Genomic DNA, 16611 nt, shown 5'->3' with positions numbered 1-16611 from the left:
TCGATGCACCGCCTGCCGCCCGAGCCCACCCGCTGGCCGCAAGCCATATGACACGGGCCAATCGCTACAGCAAGTAATACCGCTCCGGCTTGACCTGCTCCCTCATGGCGTTTCGAGTGTCAAGCAGGCAGCCGCTGGCGCGCCCGATCAGTTCGTAGTCAAAGCCCGAATGATCGGTTGTGATGACCGCAATATCGGCGTCCCTCAGCCGCTGCTCGGTCAGTTCCTCGCACGTATAAGCGAGGCCCTGATGTTTGAACTCCGCAATATGCGTGTCACTCGTCCATACGGTGGCGCCGCGCTCCTCCAGCAGTCCGATCATTTTCAGCACCGGCGATTCGCGGTAATCGTCGATGTCTTTTTTGTACGCGACACCCAGCAAATAGACGGTCGAACCGCTCAGCGACTTACGGTCGCCGTTTAAGATATCGCCGATCCGCCGTACCACGAACTCCGGCATCGCATTATTGATCTCCCCCGCCAACTCGATCAGTCGGGTATGATACCCGTACTCCCGCGCTTTCCAGGTCAGGTAAAACGGATCAACCGGGATACAATGCCCGCCTAGCCCCGGCCCCGGATAAAAAGCCATAAACCCATAGGGCTTGGACTTTGCTGCATCGATGACTTCCCACACGTTAATCCCCATCCGGCTGCAGAGAACGGCCATCTCATTGGCTAAGGCGATGTTGATATGACGGAACGTGTTCTCATAAATCTTCTCCATTTCCGCCACCGCCGGACTGGATACCACGTGCACGTCGCCGTTCAGGACCTGGCGATACAATGCCTCGGCCACCTTCGAGCATGCCGGCGTGACGCCGCCCACCACTTTGGGCGTGTTTTTCGTGTTGTAGGTTTTGTTGCCGGGATCCACCCGTTCCGGGGAATACGCCAGAAAAAAATCAACCCCGCAGCGCAGTCCCGTCGCTTCCAGGATCGGCCGCACCAACTCCTCCGTCGTCCCGGGGTAGGTGGTGCTCTCCAGCACGACCAGCATCCCCGGGTGCAGAAACCGAGCGATTTCCCGCGTGGAATTCTCTACGTAGCTCGTATCCGGCTGCTGATAAATATCCAGCGGCGTTGGCACGCAGATCGCCACGGCATCTACCTCGCGCAAAAACGCATACTCCGCGGTCGCCCGCAGCCGTCCGTCCTCCACCATGCCGCGCAAATCCTCATCCACGACGTCCCCTATGTAGTTATGACCGCGGTTTAGCATCTCGATCTTCCGGCTCTGCACGTCAAATCCGATGACGCGGTAGCCGGCTTTCGCCTTTTCGACGGCCAGCGGCAGCCCCACATACCCTAGCCCAATCACGCCGATCACCGCGGTTTTGTCCTTGAGCTTGCGCAGCAGCCCGGCTTGCTCGTTCCCGGAGCCTTCCGTCTCCGGTATCCATTGACTCTGCATTCCGCTATGCATAACGTCTCGTCTCCTTCCTATCCGAGGGTATGAGCAGGTTCACCGCTCCCCCCGCCGGTCATGTCCAGCGCCAGCTTCACGGCGCGTATGCCGTCCTCCAGCGTGATTTCCGGTTCCCGGTCCTCCTGAACGGCTTGGACGAGATCGGCGATGATGCATTGATGCCCCGGTACGCCGTAGGGATCCTTGTCCACGCTGCGAATCAGCGCTTCCGTTTCTTCCCGCGACATCGAAGCGCAGACCCAATGGCGGATCCAGTTGGCCGTCTTGCCGCCGATCACGGCATAACCTTCCTCGCCGAATACAGAGAGGCTCTCCTCCAGGTTATGTCCGTACACCGTGGTGGCCGCCTCGATCACGCCTAATGCGCCGCTGTCCAGCCGGATCGCCGCAATCGCTACATCCTCCGCCTCGATCCGCTTCAGTCTCGTCGCCGTCAGCGATTTGACCTCCGCAACCGGGCCAAACAGCCATTGCAGCAAGTCCAGGCCGTGGATCGCTTGATTGAGCAGCACACCGCCGTCCATCGCCTTCGTGCCGCGCCAAGCCGCTTGGTCGTAATAGGCTTGGCTGCGATTCCAGCGCACGGTCATGTTGACGTGGCTCAGCTTGCCGAATCGCTGCTCCGCCAGCGCCGCCTGGAGCACCCGCATCGCCGGACGGTACCGATTCGGGTGAACCACCGTCGCCTTTACGCCGCTTAAGCGAACGGCTTGGCGCAGCTGCTCCGCCTCCCTCAGATCCAGCGTCACCGGCTTCTCCAGCACGAGATGCTTGCCCGCCCGGAGCGCCTCGAGCGCCAGCGCCCCGTGCAGTCCGCTGGGCGCGCAGATGCAGACGGCGTCAATATCCGGCTGATGTGCCAGCATCGTGCCGAGATCCGGATATGACGCGGCTGGCGTGATCACCTGCAGCTCCGCCAGCCGGTCCGGGTTCGGGTCGCATAGAGCTACAAGGCGGGCTCCTTCCGTTTTTTCAATCGCGTCGATATGCTTGTAGGCAATATGCCCGCAGCCCGCGATGGCGAAATTCATCATTTGACCGCCCTCCCTTGATATTTCTTCTCGATCCGGACCAGGGCGTCGCCAAGCTCCGAGTAATCCTCCGGCAGATGCCGCCGCGCCTGGCGGTTTTTCTTGTTGCGCAGGTGCCGGGCATCCCGGATCAGCGCCAGGCTGAGTCCCGCGAACAGGCCCACGAAGGCAGCGAGCGCGAGGTTGAGCGCTTTGCGAGGGCTGACCGGTTTCTGGGTCTCCTCCAGGCTGGCGTAATCCAAAATGGAGACGTTGGCGCCGTCCACGATCTCCTTCGATTTGGCGATAAACGTATCGGCAAAGGCATTCGCGATCTGAACCGCCTGCTTCGGCTCGTCTCCCGTATAGGACAGCATAATGACCAACGTTCCGGGATCGGTGCGAACCTTCACCTTTTTTAGCATTTGAATGACCGTGTCTGGGGTGGGGACCTTCCTTTTGACTTCCGTAGCGATATAGCGGCTTTGGATCGTATCCTCATAGGTTTTGGTCAACATCTGGCTGGCCAAGAACTCGTTGTAGGTACTCGATCCCGGATTCGACGCGATATTGGCGACCAGACTTACGTTAGCCCGGTAGGAGGGAGTCACCACTTCGTTCAAAAGCACAGCCAGTCCGACGCAAGTCGCCAGAACGATAGAAAATGCGAGAATATGCCGACGGACGGCGTTCCAAACGGCTACCATATCCATAGTTGTTCACCTCATTCGATTAATGCCTGCAAGCTTCGGTTCTCGGCAATTTCCTTTTCCTCAGATTCCGTCGGTATGACCGCTGCCTGGTTCTCCGACCCCGCCAAAACTCGCTCGCCAAGCTCCTCCATATTCAAGCTGATCATTCCGTATCGTTCGGCCAAATAACGGTAGTGACGCACGACTTCTTCCAGCGAGCGAAAGGCCTCCGCCTCCGCCGCGTTGTAGGGATGAAGCCAGAGATGGTACACCTGTCCCTGCCGGGCGGCCTGAGTCATGCCATCCTTGATGCGCTTCAGCCGAAGCGGCTCCAGCCGCCGGAGCGGTTCGGGAGGCGTCCGAAAAAAGAAGCTGGCTGGCAGATCGATCGGAAGCCTGGACGAGATTGAGTCCACCGGGTAGGTGTGATGCCCCGTCAGGTTCAGGTAGCTGTCGGCCAGCCGCAGCGCCCGGCGCAGAAAGTGATCGGACACGGAATAGCCGCCGCGGTACAGCGAATGGCGAGGATTTCCCCGATACGTCTTAAACCCAAGCTCCGGCAATCTGCGCATATACTGGCGGCGCAGCTGGTTGCGCGGGAGCACCAGGCTTTGAAGGGGGATTCCCCGTAGTTCCGCTGCGGCTACCGCCGCCTGCAGATCACTGTAAAACTCGTCAACGGACTGCCCCTTCTCCATGCAATAAAAGTGCGAAAACGTATGCGAGCCGATCGCTTGACCCGGGGTTTGACGGATTTGCTCAATCAGCGTTGGTGCAAAGGAGCTGGGGTCCTCTTCCTCTCCGTCTCCAACAGAGCCGGAATTAATCTCTCCGTAGGGCGAGAGCCCGGGATCGTCGTAACTCGGTTGAAGCGCCGGCAAGCCTGCCAGCAGCTCGCGCCGGTCCGCAAAAAACAGCAGCCCCACCGTCGCCCAAGTTGCGTGAACGCCGGACGCCCGGAATAACTCTAGTATGTGGGGGATCCATTCCCTTTCTCGCAACCATTTCGCCCCATACTCCGCCTTGGTATAAAGATCCCGGACGCCCCAATATAGCTCGAAGTCAATCGATACAACCAAAATTCCCGCTTCCTCCGCCAAATGAACTCACCTCTTTTCGGGTCAAGCTGTGGCTTCTACCGTCTACTAAGTTGATTGCTATATAGTCTTATATTCAGGATTCTGCCAAATTAGTAGTATAAATTTGAAAAATTGATCTCATATACAATCCCTATTGAACGACTATGTTCGAATTGGTTAACGAGGAGGTGTTCACTTTATAGGAGCCGGCTGTAATTCGGTTCCCCGTGCAGCGAATGTTTTTTTGCGTGTACCCCCGCAGATACGTCGTCAAGTCGATCCCGCCGCCCCGCGGCATGCGGATGGCGTTGTTTTCGATGCGGCCGTTTTCGGCGTTTTGCCAGGTCCAGATTCCGCGCTCGCCGTTTTGCAGGTCGTTGCCTCCAATCACAAAATCGCGGATATTCCCTAGGCGAATCGCCGTTGTCCCCTTGATCTCGCTTTGACTGCCCATCACGATGGAGTTGCCTTGAATAACTACGTTATCGACGGATGCCCCGGCCCCGACCTCGATGGCCGCGTAGAAGCTGCCGCTGCCGGCAATTTGATTGCCCTCCACAACGTTATCGCCTCCGTAAATGCTGATTGCCGCGTACATGTCCGGTGCCCGTCGGCCTTTTTCCACGCCCATATAGGTGTTATTGCTCCGGTAAGGATTGTTGATCGAATTGCCGCGTATCGTGACCCCTTTGGCAAACACTTTGATCGCCCGCTTGGCGCAATAATCGAAGCGGTTACCCACGATCAGACTGCCGACCCCCGTCCCGCAATTCTCTTCCATCGCCGGGTCTTCATAATAAATGCCGTCACCGTCGTCGGCCGGGCCGATATGATGAATCGTGCATCCCGTAATGGATACCTTGACTGCAGCCCGCTCCTTGCTCCCCCAGGTGGTTGTGACGTAAATCCCCCGGGCGACAAGGCCGATTCCGCCCCCGTTTTGAGCGACAACATCCGCGATCTCCGAGCCCTGAATGGCTATCGACTCGGTATTGCCGAGCACCACGATGCCGGACACAACACCCGCGTAATAGTCGCTGCGGCGATCATTGCTATGCGTGGCTCCTTGAACGAGCAGCCCTTGAACCGTCACTCGCACACTGCCCCCGGCAATCGTCAGCACCCGATTCACCCGCCGGTTGCCGTCAAGGACAAGGCCGGTTAACAGGATGTCTTTGCCCGTCACCCGCATCAGTTCCCAGCCAAAGCTGCTGGACGATGCGCGAATGACCGAGCTTCGGCCGTCACCCTTGATCGTGGTATTGCCGCCAACCTTCAGCGTCTTGGCCGGATTAACCAGGTAAACCCCTTTGGGAAAATAAACGGTATCTCCGGTTGCCGCGGCCTGATTGAGCGCTCGCTGAATCGCCGCGGTATCGTCCGTCACTCCGTTGCCCTTCGCCCCGAAATTCGCTACCGATATCATGGTCTTCCCTCCTATTCGTTCGTTTGCTTATATATAATGCCAAGTCTCCCCAGAGGGAGCGGCATGTGCCTTGATCCGCACACGCACGTCTTTGCGCATATTCGGGGGGACAAGATCATAGTCTGGCAATGAGGCGCGGTATGCCTTAAAAAGAAACCCGAGGTAATCCTATGAACAATCGCGATTTATGGGAAAAATGGGCGGAATTCCATACTCGAAAATGGGGCTGCAGCGCACGTTTCGTCCGTTGGGAAGCCCCCAATTCGCCGGCGCGGGGGGAGAGCCTGTTTTTCTTCAACCGGAAAGGCCACTTGTACTTGCCGCCTTTGAATCCTTACCACCCCTTCGCTTTCCATCCAACGCCAACGGATAAACCTTATAAGCTAAACCGGCAATGGCATGAAACCGCCAAGGTGATAATCCCGGATTTACGGAAGGCCCAGTGCAGCGCCAGCTTCGTATTCCCGCCCGAGATCGCCGACATCCGTCCCTTTTTGTGGAGCGGGTTTAAAGCGGAGGTGAAATACACGTACGTTGTGGAGCTCCCCTATACTCTGGATCAAGCCAGCACGGAGATCCGTGCGAAAATCAAAAAAGCGACCGCCGCCGGCTACCGGACGGCGTTGTCGCGAAAGATGTCCGAGGTGCATCCGTGCCTGCAAGGCACGGAATCGAGGCAGGGTTTCAGCCACCAGCTCACCCTGCAGGATCTTGAGCTGGCCCAGGATCTGCTTGGAGATCAAGCCTTCCGCGCCTACGTCTGTTATGCGCCAACGGGAGAACCGGTCAGCGCCAGCGTGGTGGTTGCCCTGGACAACCGGCGCGCCTTCGGCTGGGTTGCAGGCAGCAAAACGGAACATTTAAACCGAGGCGTGGTTCAACAATCACAAAGCTTCGCCCTCCAGGACCTGTCGGACGCCGGCTTTGCCGAATTCGACTTTGCCGGGGCCAACCTTCCGACCGTCGCCTACTCCAAAATCAATTGGGGCGGCCAGGTCACGCCCTACTATCTTGTCCGGCCTCCGGGGGTAAAAGAGATTTTTCGCGCGGGGCGCGATTGGTTGCGGTTTGTCCGGGGCACTCTTCGCACATAAGGAACTCAAAGTCCACCCGATTTCCCCCTTCCCATTTAATAAAAATTAGATATAATAGACATAAGTAACGGTTCGTTATAACGAACGTGTCAGCGAATGGCTAAGGGGCAAATTCGCTAGGGAAAGGAAAGGATGGGGACTATTGAAAAGGGTGAGGAATCGGGGCTACCGCAAATACGCCATGGCGATTTACGCCGCTTCCATCTTAGCCGGGGTGGTATGGCATGCCGGACAGGCCAACGCCGCAGATACCCTGAAGCTGCGGATCGGAACGGAATTAAGCAGCGAGCTTCCAATGGACAATTTAAAACCCGGGGATCGGGTCGAGCGGTCATTTACGGTCGCCAATGATGGCAGCGTTGCCTTCGATTACAAAGTGCGGACGCGTTTTGTCGCGGGGGACACGACGTTTTTTGATGTCCTTCAGTTAACGGTGAAAGATGGGGATACCGTCATCTATGACGGCGCATTGCATCTGGAACAGCAGGATATCGCCTTGGGCCGCCTTGCGGCAGGCGGGGAGAACGAATTGGATTTAAGCGTTATTTTTCCGGAGGAGGCCGGCAACGAGTATCAAGGCAAAACGGCGACGATTGCCTTCGCCTTCTCCGCCTATGCTGAGGAGCCTTCAAACGGCGGGGGCGGCGGCTCCAATCCTCCGGGCGACGGGCCATCCCAGCCCAATGATCCGACGCCGGACAACGGAGGAACCCCTCCAGGAAACCCTGGAACGAATCCGGGCCAACCCACCGAGGAGCCACCGGGCAACCCTTCCGGGGAAGAGCCTGATATCTCTACGCCGGAACAACCGGAGGACCCCGCTCTCCCGCCGCAGCAGGAGCAACCGCAGCCGCCGGTGGACCCGGAACCAGGACCGGGCCCAGGGGACGGTGGGCCCGGCATGATCGGGGAGTTGCCTAAAACGGCGAATCCGTGGTTCAACCTCATTCTGATCAGCTTGTTCGCCACGGTTGGCACCGGCATGTTCCTCCGTAAATCCGGACGGGAATAAATGATGCGGTCTAAACGTTCGTTACTGCGAATGGCTGCATGGCTGGTGTTTACCGGTTCCCTGGTCGTCTTGGGCTTCTCCACGTACCAGGCGATCCGCGGCCCGTTGGAGGCGCAGCAAGCCCTGCGGCAATGGGATGAGCTGCAGCGGGAAACGGAAGATGGCAATGCGAAGCGGGCAGCGGACGAAAACCCGCTTTCCCCGGCCTTAGCCGGAAAGCTTCGGCAGACGGGCGGCGGAGGAGAATCCGCGTTGCCTGTCCAGACGGTGGCGGACGGCGAGCTTCTCGGCAAAATCGCCTTCCCTTCTCTCGATCAGCGTTATGCGATTCTAGAAGGGACGGGGTACGAGCCGCTTAAGCTGGGAGCCGGGCATGTTCCCGGCAGCCCGCTCCCCGGCGATGACGGTAACAGCGTACTCGCCGGCCATCGGGATACCGTCTTTCGGAGCCTAGGCAAGCTGAAAGCAGGCGACCGCATCGAGGTGGAAACGACCTCCGGGCACTTCACCTATGAGGTGACGGGTCGGAGAATCGTCGACGCGGACAACGCCGATGCCGTCCAGGCCTCCACAGAGCCGATACTCACCTTGATTACCTGCTACCCGTTCACCTATGTCGGGCCTGCCCCGGAACGATTGCTGCTTACGGCAAAATTAATAGAAGAAGCGCCGGATTCCTGACCGGCGCTTCTTCTTCTATGTCTGGCTATTTAAAACGCGGGAATCTCCATCCATTCCACGCCGTTGCCGTTTTGCCGCAGCAGCTCGGCGGTTTCCACCAGCTTCTCGCCGCGATGGCAGGAAATGATCAGGTAATCGGTATCGGTTGTCCCCGCCTCCAGTTCGATTTCCAGCATCCGGATCATTGAAGCGGTTTTGTCCAGCACCATCCGAGCCAACGTCTCCAGCAGCAGCGTAAGCTGATCGGAGGAGGCATGCGGCTCGATGCGAATCGGATCCTTTGGCCCGTCGGCCAGGCGCGCATTGCAAGCGAATCCCGCCGCCAAGCCGCTGCGCAGCGCATGCTCGGCCACGGTTGCCGCATAACGGATCCCCAGCTCGATACGCTCCGGTTCGATCACCGTTCTCCACATCGAATCGCTGGTCTCCAGGTTCAGGCAGATCATCAGCCGATGGTCGGCCGTGTAATCGCGTTTATGTACCTGCAGCTCCCCGGTACGGGCCGTTGCCTTCCAGTTGATGTTGCCGAGCGGGTCGCCGGGCCGGTATTCACGAATGCCCGCCGTCAGGAACGGATCCTCTACGATCCAACGCCGGACGGGCAGCTCCCCCAGCCAACTGTGGTTCGGCAGCGGCAGCTCCTGCAGCTCCAGAATCCGCGGGTACACCAAGAGCTCGAGATCCAGAGGGAATTGCTTGACCTCGGCATTCAGCCCCAGCGGGTCGCCCGTCGTCATCGTAGCCGATTCCAGCCGGTACTGTCCCCGGCGCGAGCAGACCACCTCATGACGCCGGGTGATTTGCCGGTACGACCGCAGGTAAAACAAGCTGCTGTGGTTCTGATAAATCTCCCCGGCATGGATATTCAAGTTGCTCTGCCGCCCGAACGTTAAGCCGGCGGCAATACTCGATTCCAGCCGCAGCCACGGCAGCGGCAGCAGCTTAGCGTTGGAGATCACCTCGACCATTTCGACGGTATCCCCTTCGAACACCGCCTGTTCGGTGAAATAACGTCGGTAGCTAATTCCTTTAAGCGCCCGCCAGCGGTAAACCAACGCCAGCGACATGAGGATCAGCGCGGCGCTGACAAGTAACCATGGAAGCTGCATTGACATCGGTTAGTCCCCCTAATTCCCCTTTGCCGCAGGCACCGTCTCCGCCGGGACCTCCACCTGCTCGAGCGCTTGGCGCACCACCTCGGCGCCGGGTTGATCCGCGCCGCGCAGTCCGTGACGCAGAAGCAGCCGATGCGCCAGCACGGGTGCGGCCACCGCCTTGATATCGTCCGGCGTCACATAATCGCGGCCTCGCACCAGCGCATACCCCTGCGAGGCGCGGAGCAGGCTCATGCTCGCCCGCGGGCTCGCCCCCAGCTTGACCTCCGGGTGCTTGCGGGTCGCCTCGGTGATCGCTACGATGTAAGCAAGCAGGTCCTCCTCCACGCGGACGGACTGGGCGAACCGCTGCGCTTCCGCCACTTCTGAGGCTGAGGCGGCCGGGCGGAGCTCCGCCAGCGGCTGGCGCTCCTTGAAGCGCCGCAGAATGGATACGCCCTCGTCGGACGTCGGATATCCCATGGCGATCCGCATCAGGAAGCGGTCCAACTGGGCCTCCGGAAGCGGGAACGTCCCTTGCTGATCGACCGGGTTTTGCGTAGCCATCACCAAGAAAGGCGCCGCCAGCTCCTGCGTCACCCCGTCGATGGTCACCTGCCGTTCTTCCATACACTCCAACAAGCTGGACTGCGTCCGCGGCGTCGCCCGGTTGATCTCGTCCGCCAGCAGGACATGGGTAAACACCGGTCCGGAGCGAAACTCGAATTCTCCGGTTTTTTGGTTATAGAAGTTAATGCCGCTCAAATCCGAAGGCAGCAAGTCCGGCGTAAACTGAATCCGCTTAAAATCACCGCCGAGCGACTTGGCCAACGCCTTGGCCAGGAGTGTTTTCCCAGTACCCGGCACGTCCTCCAGCAGCACATGTCCGTTTCCGAGCAAGGCGGCGAGCAGGAGATCAACCACATCCTCTTTCCCGACCACCACCTCGCCGATATTGGCGCGAATCCGCCCGATTATCTCTACCGCTTTCCGCAGTTCCATAGGAAAAACCACCTTCATCGCAAAATTAGAAGTCCATTTGTTACCGCTTTCCTTTTTGTTGTTGGCTAAAGCGATCAGGCCCGAAGCCACTCGCTTAAGTCCACCACCGAACGCATGGCGTATTCCTGCCGGATCGGCTCGCCGTCTTGCAGCACGATCAGACAGGGGACGCTGGCGATCCGCCACCGTTCCCGCAGCTTCGGGGTATAGTTGATATTTAGCTTGGACACCGGAATGCAGGAGCCGGACGCCAGGACGATCTCCAGCATCTTTTCCGCCAATTGGCAAGTCCCGCAGAGGGTTGTTACGAAGAATAACGCCTCCCGGCGGGTCTCCGTCTCCGCCTGCGCCTGCGTGGTCTCCACCTTCTTCTCCATTTGTGTCAGCCATTCCTGCTCGGTGATTTCGCGTAGGGGCATGGGCTCCCACCTCCTTGTCAGTCCGTTTCCTACCTTCTATCATAGCATAGGAAAACGGCCCTTTCGCCAAAAAAGCGAAAAGGCCGCCCTAGAAACCGGCTTTACGCCGGGCGTTTTGTAAACACGTAAAAGGTGACGCCAAACTTGTCGGTGACGATGCCGTACGCCGGGCTGAAGTAAATGGGCTGGAGCGGCCGCTGCACCTCTCCCCCTTGCTTCAGGCCATCGAATAACCGCTGGGCGTGCTCCACCGTATCCACCGTGAGACATACGGTCACCTGGTTGCCGACACTGTGCGACTCGCCCGGTAATTTATCCGATACATACATTTCGGCGTCTCCCAACTTCAATACCGAGTGGTTGATGCGTTTCTTCATCCCTTCGCTCATCGGCTCCTTGGGATCTGGTATTTCGCCGAATGTCTGTTTGAAGACCACCTTGGCCTCCAGCGCTTGTTCATAGAAGGCAATCGCCTCCGCCGCTTCTCCATTCATCGCAATCAATGGGCTCGCTAATAAAATCATGCTTAATCCGCTCCTTTATCCTCATCAGTTTCCTGCACGCAGTGGCACAGGCTCAAGTCCGCTTCGCTGGACTTTGTACTCAGTGTAGCCCATAATAGTGACAACTATTGTCATAAATAAAAAAATTTGAACGGAGCTACGAAACCATGTCCAAATCAAAACGGCTCATGGAGCTGATGATGACCGTTAACCGCAAACGGAAATTCACCGTCAAGGAGTTGGCTGATGAATTTGGTGTCTCCTCCCGTACGATTCTTCGAGACCTCCAGGAGCTTAGCGAGCTTGGTGTGCCCCTGTATTCCGAGGTTGGTCCGCACGGTGGATACCAGGTGCTAAACGAGCGGGTCCTGCCGCCAATTGCCTTTACCGAGGAAGAGGCGGTGTCGATCTTCTTCGCCAGCCACGCCTTGCGCCATTACGAGTTCCTTCCGTTTGAAACGGAAGCCTCCTCCGCGCTCGGCAAGTTCTATCACTATATGTCCAGCGATGTGCGGGACCGCATCGACCAAATGAAAAATCGCGTCGACTTCGTCACCCCGACGCGGCAATCCGCCTTCCCGTATTTAAGCCTGCTGCTGGAAGGCGCTATTCAGCAGCAAGTCCTCCGCATCCACTACGAATCGCGCCGCAGCGTCTCCACCTGCCGTCAGATCCAACCGGTTGGCATCTTCGCCAGCGGCGGCTTATGGTATTGCCCGGCCTACTGCTTCGAGCGCCGCGATTTCCGCTTGTTCCGCTGCGACCGCATCACCTCGGCCGAGATTGCCGAGGGACCCGACGCCCCGGTCCCGCTCGACCTGCGCCACATCCACCTCGGCAACTGGGAGGAGCACCACAGCAGCAAGCCGGTGCTGGTCGACTGCGCGGTCGAGCTCACCCGGCTGGGCGTCGAGGCGTGTGAAGGCCAGCTCATCCACCGCCGCCTGGAGCTGCACGTCCGCGAGGACGGCTCGGGCTTGCTGAAGGGACCGATCCCAGCCAGCGAGGTTCCGTACCTCGCGACGTTCTTTATCGGCCTTGGTCAGGAGGTTACCGTCCTTGAACCGCCGGAGCTGTTGAATTCGCTCAAGCGGACATTAGATGAACTGTTGAAGAAGTATTCTTAAACGCCGGTTCGATTACATCGATAGCGAGCCTGCCGTCGCGATCTGATGGTACAAGCCGTTCACATCCAGCGTGCCAAACACGTTGTTCTGGTTGAACACCAGACGTTCTGCCTCCAGCTCTTCCAGTTGGGAGGCCCGGCCATTTACGTAATCCAGCAGGCGGTCGCGGGCCGAGGCGGCACGGCTCAGCACCCCGCCGTAGCGGATGTCGAGCACTTCCCAGCCAAACGCCTTGTACGTGCCCAGCCACAACTCCCGGTGCGCCACGCGCAGCTCCTCGACCCGACGGCGCAGTTCCGGCAGCGTCTCGTCGGCAAGCCGCCGCAACCCGTCCCGGTCCCCGGCGTCGTAAAGGCGCTTGATCGTCACGCCCAGCGTTGACTTCACGGACAGCGCGGCGGCGAGCTTTTCGTAGAAGGTAAACATCGCGGCAAACGGCTCCGTCAACCCGCTTCCCTCTCCTTCACGGTAACCCCGCCATTTCTCAGCGAGTCCGGCATAATAGTCCGGCAGCGTCCCTTCCATGCCTTCCACATGCTTGTCGAACAAGCCGATCAGCGGATCTTGCCAGAGCAGGAACTTCGACGGGTTGGCGCCGTAATAGTTGCCCTCGTGGACCTCCGGCACTTCGTCCATTCCTTTTAGCGCCTCCAGTGGCCCGAACAGATCCAGTCCCGTGCAGGCAGCAAGCCGCTTCTGCAGATGCTCGTCCGTCACCTCGCCGTCATGGTAGCCGTATTCCGCAAACAACTGCAGCCCAGGCAGGATCACAAAATGATTCGCCTCGTTCCCGTTGTCGCCCCACGCGGTGGCAAATACCTCCCGAAGACCGCTTCGCTTAGCTGCTCGCAGCGCCGGGTGCATGGATGACCATGTCTTGCCGTGATTCGGGGCCATCAGGTTCCACATGTGAATGCCTCCCGCAAAAATCGGCTCCGATCCAAGCAACCGATGCTTATCAAACACCTCTTTATACGCGTTCTCGTCCGTCCCCCAATAGTTCCAGTAAACGAACCGGAGACCGTCCGGGATTTTGGCCATATTTTCCGTGGAAAAATCCGCCTCCATATTGTACAACCCGCCCTGCACATCATTCGACAGCAGGTTGAAATACATATCGCTCCAGATCATCGGTTCCAGCCCCAGCTTCCCGGTGATCTCCATCACCCGCCCAACGTGCTCGTTCATTACCTCAAACCGGTCGCGGAAGCCGTTGTCCCGCAAATAGCGGCCCAATCCAACCTGGAATGCCTCGTCCATGCCGATATGGATCCGCTTCGACCGAAACGGCGCCGCAGCCGCCCGAATCGACTGCTCCAGGAATTCGTATGTTGCCGCCGCACCCGGCAGCACGATGTCCGGATGGTCCCGCAGCGGCTCGGCATAAAGCCATTTCAGCGCATGAAATAAATGCCCCAGCGTCTGGATGCACGGAATCATCTCGATGCCAAACAATGCCGCGTAATCATCGCACTCCCGCAGTTCCTCCGCAGTGTACCGTCCCCGCATATAGCCGAAGTAAGGCAATTCCGGTACTTCATACGTGTCTTCGGTGTACATCATCAGCCCGTTCAGGCCCATAACCGCCATATAGCGCAGCATCTGCTTGATCGCATCCACCCGCATCACCGCATTGCGCGACGCATCCAGCATCGCCCCATTGTAGTCAAAGCTTGGCCGCTCGGTCAGATCAAACGTCTCCGACGCCTTGGCCTGCTCCACAAACAACCCCAACGCACGGAAGAAATGAATTTTCTCTACGTATTCAATCCGGCCTTTCCCGCCGCTAAGCGAAACCCGTAATCGCCCGGCCTCTTGAGGCAAACGTACAACTTCCACCGGCACTCCCGCCGGGTCCACCTGAACTCCGAGCTGGGCCCCCAATTCTTTTACACCATAAACCAATTCCTCATCCATTCCTTGAAAATAAAGCTTCATCCCGTGAACCTCCTCTATTGTGTAAACCCCTACGCCCAGACCTTACTGTCCGCCCCGGCTCCGATAGCTCCGCGGCGAAAAACCGGTGATTCGCTTAAACACGCGCGAGAAATAAAACGTGTCCTGATACCCCAGCGCCTCGCCGATTTCTTTGACGCTTTTTTCCGTGTTGAGCAGGACGTTCTTCGCCTCCGCCGCCTTCAGCCGGTGAATAAATTCATTCAGCGGATAACCCGAATATTCGTGGACGATCCGCCGCAGCGTCGAGACCGAAATATGATGCCGCGCCGCCAGCTCCTCCGGCTCCGGGTTCGCATACAGCGAAGCGGAGATGTCCTCGATTACCTTCATCACAAACCGTCCCCGGTTCCCAGTCTCCGCTTGGTCTGCCTGCGACACCAACTCGTACAGGAACGCCTCCAGCATCAGCGAAGCTCGATCGAGGTTGCTGGGAACGCCGCTGTCGATCAACATGAACATCAGCTCCATCCGGTTGATCATGGAATCATCGATTATCGCCTTTTGGACCTGATCGGGGTGCTGCAGCCAACTGCCGAGCCATTCCTCAACTCGCGAACCTTCCACCGTGAAATAATACTCGTCCCAGTGTCCATTCTCGTACGGACCGTAATGAAACGTCTCGCCCGGGAAAAGGCAGAACCACGAGCCCGCCGTGACCTCCTGCCTGTCCGCGCTGCCGGCTTGGTAATACCCGCTCCCGCCCGTGATCACCACAAACGCCCAATACCGGAACCTTGCGTCGTTCCGTTGCATCGTGCGCCCGGGTAAATGACCGGCGTTAACGACGGCTAACGATTGGATTTTGCGCCGGCTCGCATCCACCGCGGGGTTGAACAATCGAATCGGCTCAGGACTGATCATATAATCCAGATATTTTGTCATCCTGAACATTCTCCCTTTAAAATGCCTGTGCTAAATTAGGGGTGCCTAAACATAACTTTGAATAAATAAAACATATCCTAGCGATTGAATGCTCTCATTGTAGCAGACTCGCGCGGAGAACGAAAGGGTGTACATGCCAAAGATGAGCGAACTGAACATCGGACTAATTGGAGCCGGATCGATCTCGGAATTCCACCTCCAGGCTTACCTTGCCAACCCGCGAGCCAAGCTCCGGGCGATCTGCGACATAAATGAAGAGCGCGCCCGCAACATGGCAGCCAAGTACGACATTCCCCATGTTTATACGGATTATCGTGACCTGTTAGCCAACTCGGATGTTCAGGCGGTCAGCATCTGCACCTGGAACAACTCCCATGCCGCCATCAGCATCGACGCCTTGGAAGCGGGTAAACAAGTCCTCTGCGAGAAACCGCTCTGCATCTCCGTGGACGAAGCATTGCAGATGCAACAGGCGGTAGAGCGGACGGGCAACCTGCTGCAGGTCGGTTACGTACGCCGGCATGCCTCCAACATCGCGGTGCTGAAGAAATTTATCGATGCCGGGGACCTCGGCGAAATTTATTACGCCAAAGCCAGCCTGATCCGGCGGCTTGGCAATCCGGGCGGCTGGTTCGCCGACAAATCCCGCTCTGGAGGCGGCCCGCTGATCGACATCGGCGTCCATGTCATCGACCTCTGTTGGTATCTGATGGGACGGCCAAAGGTGAAATCCGTAAGCGGTAACACTTACACAAAACTGGGCAACCGCTCGAATATCGAGAACTTCACCTTTTATCAAGCGGCAGATTACGACGCTTCTTTCAACACGGTCGAGGATATGGCCAATGCATTAATCCGTTTTGAGAACGGCGCTTCTCTGATGGTTGACGTTAGCTTCTCTCTCCATGCTAAGCAAAATTCGGCGCTCGTTAACATCTATGGCGACAAGGGTGGTGCCGAAATCGAACCTACGTTATCGATCGTCACCGAGCGCCACAACACCATCATCAACATCGATCCGCAAATCACCTCCCCAGGGTTTGACTTCCAGGGTGGGTTCCAGAACGAAATCGATCATTTCGTCGCCAGCTGCCTGGATGACATCCCGCCGATCAGCCCCGTAGAGGACGGCGTGGAAATGATCAAAATCCTGAACGCGATTTACGAATCGGCCGCTGAAGGCCGGGAAATCCAATTCTAAT

Annotated in this window: 16 protein-coding genes; 5 read left to right on the top strand and 11 right to left on the bottom strand. The window is 58.0% G+C overall.

Annotation, left to right across the window (positions count from 1 at the left end; genetic code table 11):
* Window positions 1-64: 64 nt before the first annotated feature.
* The 5 genes from BN3277_RS09960 to BN3277_RS09940 all read right to left on the bottom strand — a co-directional run bounded on the left by BN3277_RS09960 (window position 65) and on the right by BN3277_RS09940 (window position 5636).
* On the bottom strand, window positions 65-1414 hold the full coding sequence (locus BN3277_RS09960; RefSeq protein WP_059042736.1) for a nucleotide sugar dehydrogenase: 1350 nt from the start codon (window positions 1412-1414) through the stop codon (window positions 65-67).
* Window positions 1415-1443: 29 nt separating this feature from the next.
* Window positions 1444-2463, bottom strand: coding sequence for a Gfo/Idh/MocA family protein (locus BN3277_RS09955; RefSeq protein ID WP_059042196.1), 1020 nt, complete (start codon window positions 2461-2463; stop codon window positions 1444-1446).
* Window positions 2460-3152, bottom strand: a complete 693-nt coding sequence (locus BN3277_RS09950) for a YveK family protein (protein ID WP_059042194.1) — start codon at window positions 3150-3152, stop codon at window positions 2460-2462. Before BN3277_RS09950 ends, BN3277_RS09955 begins: the two co-directional genes overlap by 4 nt.
* A gap of 11 nt (window positions 3153-3163) precedes the next feature.
* Complete coding sequence (locus tag BN3277_RS09945) at window positions 3164-4231, bottom strand: polysaccharide deacetylase family protein (RefSeq protein WP_059042192.1); 1068 nt, start codon at window positions 4229-4231, stop codon at window positions 3164-3166.
* A 130-nt stretch (window positions 4232-4361) separates the two neighbouring features.
* Window positions 4362-5636, bottom strand: coding sequence for a glycosyl hydrolase family 28-related protein (locus tag BN3277_RS09940; protein ID WP_059042190.1), 1275 nt, complete (start codon window positions 5634-5636; stop codon window positions 4362-4364).
* Between the two features lie 170 nt (window positions 5637-5806).
* Here BN3277_RS09940 and BN3277_RS09935 point away from each other — a divergent pair, with 170 nt between their 5' ends.
* The 3 genes from BN3277_RS09935 to BN3277_RS09925 all read left to right on the top strand — a co-directional run bounded on the left by BN3277_RS09935 (window position 5807) and on the right by BN3277_RS09925 (window position 8423).
* Entirely contained in the window at window positions 5807-6730 is a 924-nt protein-coding gene (locus BN3277_RS09935; protein ID WP_059042189.1) for a GNAT family N-acetyltransferase, read from the top strand.
* 142 nt (window positions 6731-6872) lie between these two features.
* Window positions 6873-7742 (top strand): hypothetical protein, encoded by an 870-nt coding sequence (locus BN3277_RS09930; RefSeq protein ID WP_059042187.1) that lies wholly within the window; start codon window positions 6873-6875, stop codon window positions 7740-7742.
* Window positions 7743-8423, top strand: a complete 681-nt coding sequence (locus tag BN3277_RS09925; protein ID WP_082691405.1) for a class D sortase — start codon at window positions 7743-7745, stop codon at window positions 8421-8423.
* Between the two features lie 29 nt (window positions 8424-8452).
* Here BN3277_RS09925 and BN3277_RS09920 read toward each other — a convergent pair whose 3' ends face one another.
* From BN3277_RS09920 to BN3277_RS09905, 4 genes are all read right to left on the bottom strand, one after another.
* Window positions 8453-9538 (bottom strand): DUF58 domain-containing protein, encoded by a 1086-nt coding sequence (locus tag BN3277_RS09920; RefSeq protein ID WP_232436379.1) that lies wholly within the window; start codon window positions 9536-9538, stop codon window positions 8453-8455.
* Window positions 9539-9550: 12 nt separating this feature from the next.
* Complete coding sequence (locus BN3277_RS09915; protein ID WP_059042733.1) at window positions 9551-10519, bottom strand: AAA family ATPase; 969 nt, start codon at window positions 10517-10519, stop codon at window positions 9551-9553.
* A gap of 74 nt (window positions 10520-10593) precedes the next feature.
* Window positions 10594-10938: a thioredoxin family protein gene (locus tag BN3277_RS09910; RefSeq protein ID WP_082691404.1), complete on the bottom strand. Its 345-nt coding sequence runs from the start codon at window positions 10936-10938 to the stop codon at window positions 10594-10596.
* A 101-nt stretch (window positions 10939-11039) separates the two neighbouring features.
* On the bottom strand, window positions 11040-11462 hold the full coding sequence (locus BN3277_RS09905; RefSeq protein WP_059042184.1) for a VOC family protein: 423 nt from the start codon (window positions 11460-11462) through the stop codon (window positions 11040-11042).
* 146 nt (window positions 11463-11608) lie between these two features.
* Here BN3277_RS09905 and BN3277_RS09900 point away from each other — a divergent pair, with 146 nt between their 5' ends.
* Entirely contained in the window at window positions 11609-12568 is a 960-nt protein-coding gene (locus BN3277_RS09900) for a helix-turn-helix transcriptional regulator (protein ID WP_059042180.1), read from the top strand.
* Between the two features lie 12 nt (window positions 12569-12580).
* On the opposite strand, the gene BN3277_RS09895 is transcribed toward BN3277_RS09900, so the two are convergent.
* Both BN3277_RS09895 and BN3277_RS09890 read right to left on the bottom strand, forming a co-directional pair.
* Entirely contained in the window at window positions 12581-14506 is a 1926-nt protein-coding gene (locus BN3277_RS09895; RefSeq protein WP_059042178.1) for a beta-N-acetylhexosaminidase, read from the bottom strand.
* A gap of 42 nt (window positions 14507-14548) precedes the next feature.
* Window positions 14549-15409, bottom strand: coding sequence for a helix-turn-helix domain-containing protein (locus BN3277_RS09890; RefSeq protein ID WP_059042176.1), 861 nt, complete (start codon window positions 15407-15409; stop codon window positions 14549-14551).
* Window positions 15410-15551: 142 nt separating this feature from the next.
* On the opposite strand from BN3277_RS09890, the gene BN3277_RS09885 reads away from it, so the two are divergent.
* Entirely contained in the window at window positions 15552-16610 is a 1059-nt protein-coding gene (locus tag BN3277_RS09885; RefSeq protein WP_059042729.1) for a Gfo/Idh/MocA family protein, read from the top strand.
* The last annotated feature ends 1 nt before the right edge of the window (window position 16611 follow it).

The sequence above is a fragment of the Paenibacillus rubinfantis genome, from assembly GCF_001486505.1.
Classification (GTDB): domain Bacteria; phylum Bacillota; class Bacilli; order Paenibacillales; family Paenibacillaceae; genus Fontibacillus; species Fontibacillus rubinfantis.
Note: the sequence above shows the minus strand (reverse complement) of the source record. Positions and strands in the feature narration are given on the sequence as shown.

What these genes read in the sequence shown, in the direction of transcription:
- BN3277_RS09960 (WP_059042736.1), bottom strand. Translation starts at nt 1,414, where the DNA reads ATGCAGAGTCAATGGATACCGGAGACGGAAGGCTCCGGGAACGAGCAA.
- BN3277_RS09955 (WP_059042196.1), bottom strand. Translation starts at nt 2,463, where the DNA reads ATGATGAATTTCGCCATCGCGGGCTGCGGGCATATTGCCTACAAGCAT.
- BN3277_RS09950 (WP_059042194.1), bottom strand. Translation starts at nt 3,152, where the DNA reads ATGGATATGGTAGCCGTTTGGAACGCCGTCCGTCGGCATATTCTCGCA.
- BN3277_RS09940 (WP_059042190.1), bottom strand. Translation starts at nt 5,636, where the DNA reads ATGATATCGGTAGCGAATTTCGGGGCGAAGGGCAACGGAGTGACGGAC.
- BN3277_RS09935 (WP_059042189.1), top strand. Translation starts at nt 5,807, where the DNA reads ATGAACAATCGCGATTTATGGGAAAAATGGGCGGAATTCCATACTCGA.
- BN3277_RS09925 (WP_082691405.1), top strand. Translation starts at nt 7,743, where the DNA reads ATGATGCGGTCTAAACGTTCGTTACTGCGAATGGCTGCATGGCTGGTG.
- BN3277_RS09920 (WP_232436379.1), bottom strand. Translation starts at nt 9,538, where the DNA reads ATGTCAATGCAGCTTCCATGGTTACTTGTCAGCGCCGCGCTGATCCTC.
- BN3277_RS09915 (WP_059042733.1), bottom strand. Translation starts at nt 10,519, where the DNA reads ATGGAACTGCGGAAAGCGGTAGAGATAATCGGGCGGATTCGCGCCAAT.
- BN3277_RS09910 (WP_082691404.1), bottom strand. Translation starts at nt 10,938, where the DNA reads ATGCCCCTACGCGAAATCACCGAGCAGGAATGGCTGACACAAATGGAG.
- BN3277_RS09905 (WP_059042184.1), bottom strand. Translation starts at nt 11,462, where the DNA reads ATGATTTTATTAGCGAGCCCATTGATTGCGATGAATGGAGAAGCGGCG.
- BN3277_RS09900 (WP_059042180.1), top strand. Translation starts at nt 11,609, where the DNA reads ATGTCCAAATCAAAACGGCTCATGGAGCTGATGATGACCGTTAACCGC.
- BN3277_RS09895 (WP_059042178.1), bottom strand. Translation starts at nt 14,506, where the DNA reads ATGAAGCTTTATTTTCAAGGAATGGATGAGGAATTGGTTTATGGTGTA.
- BN3277_RS09890 (WP_059042176.1), bottom strand. Translation starts at nt 15,409, where the DNA reads ATGACAAAATATCTGGATTATATGATCAGTCCTGAGCCGATTCGATTG.
- BN3277_RS09885 (WP_059042729.1), top strand. Translation starts at nt 15,552, where the DNA reads ATGAGCGAACTGAACATCGGACTAATTGGAGCCGGATCGATCTCGGAA.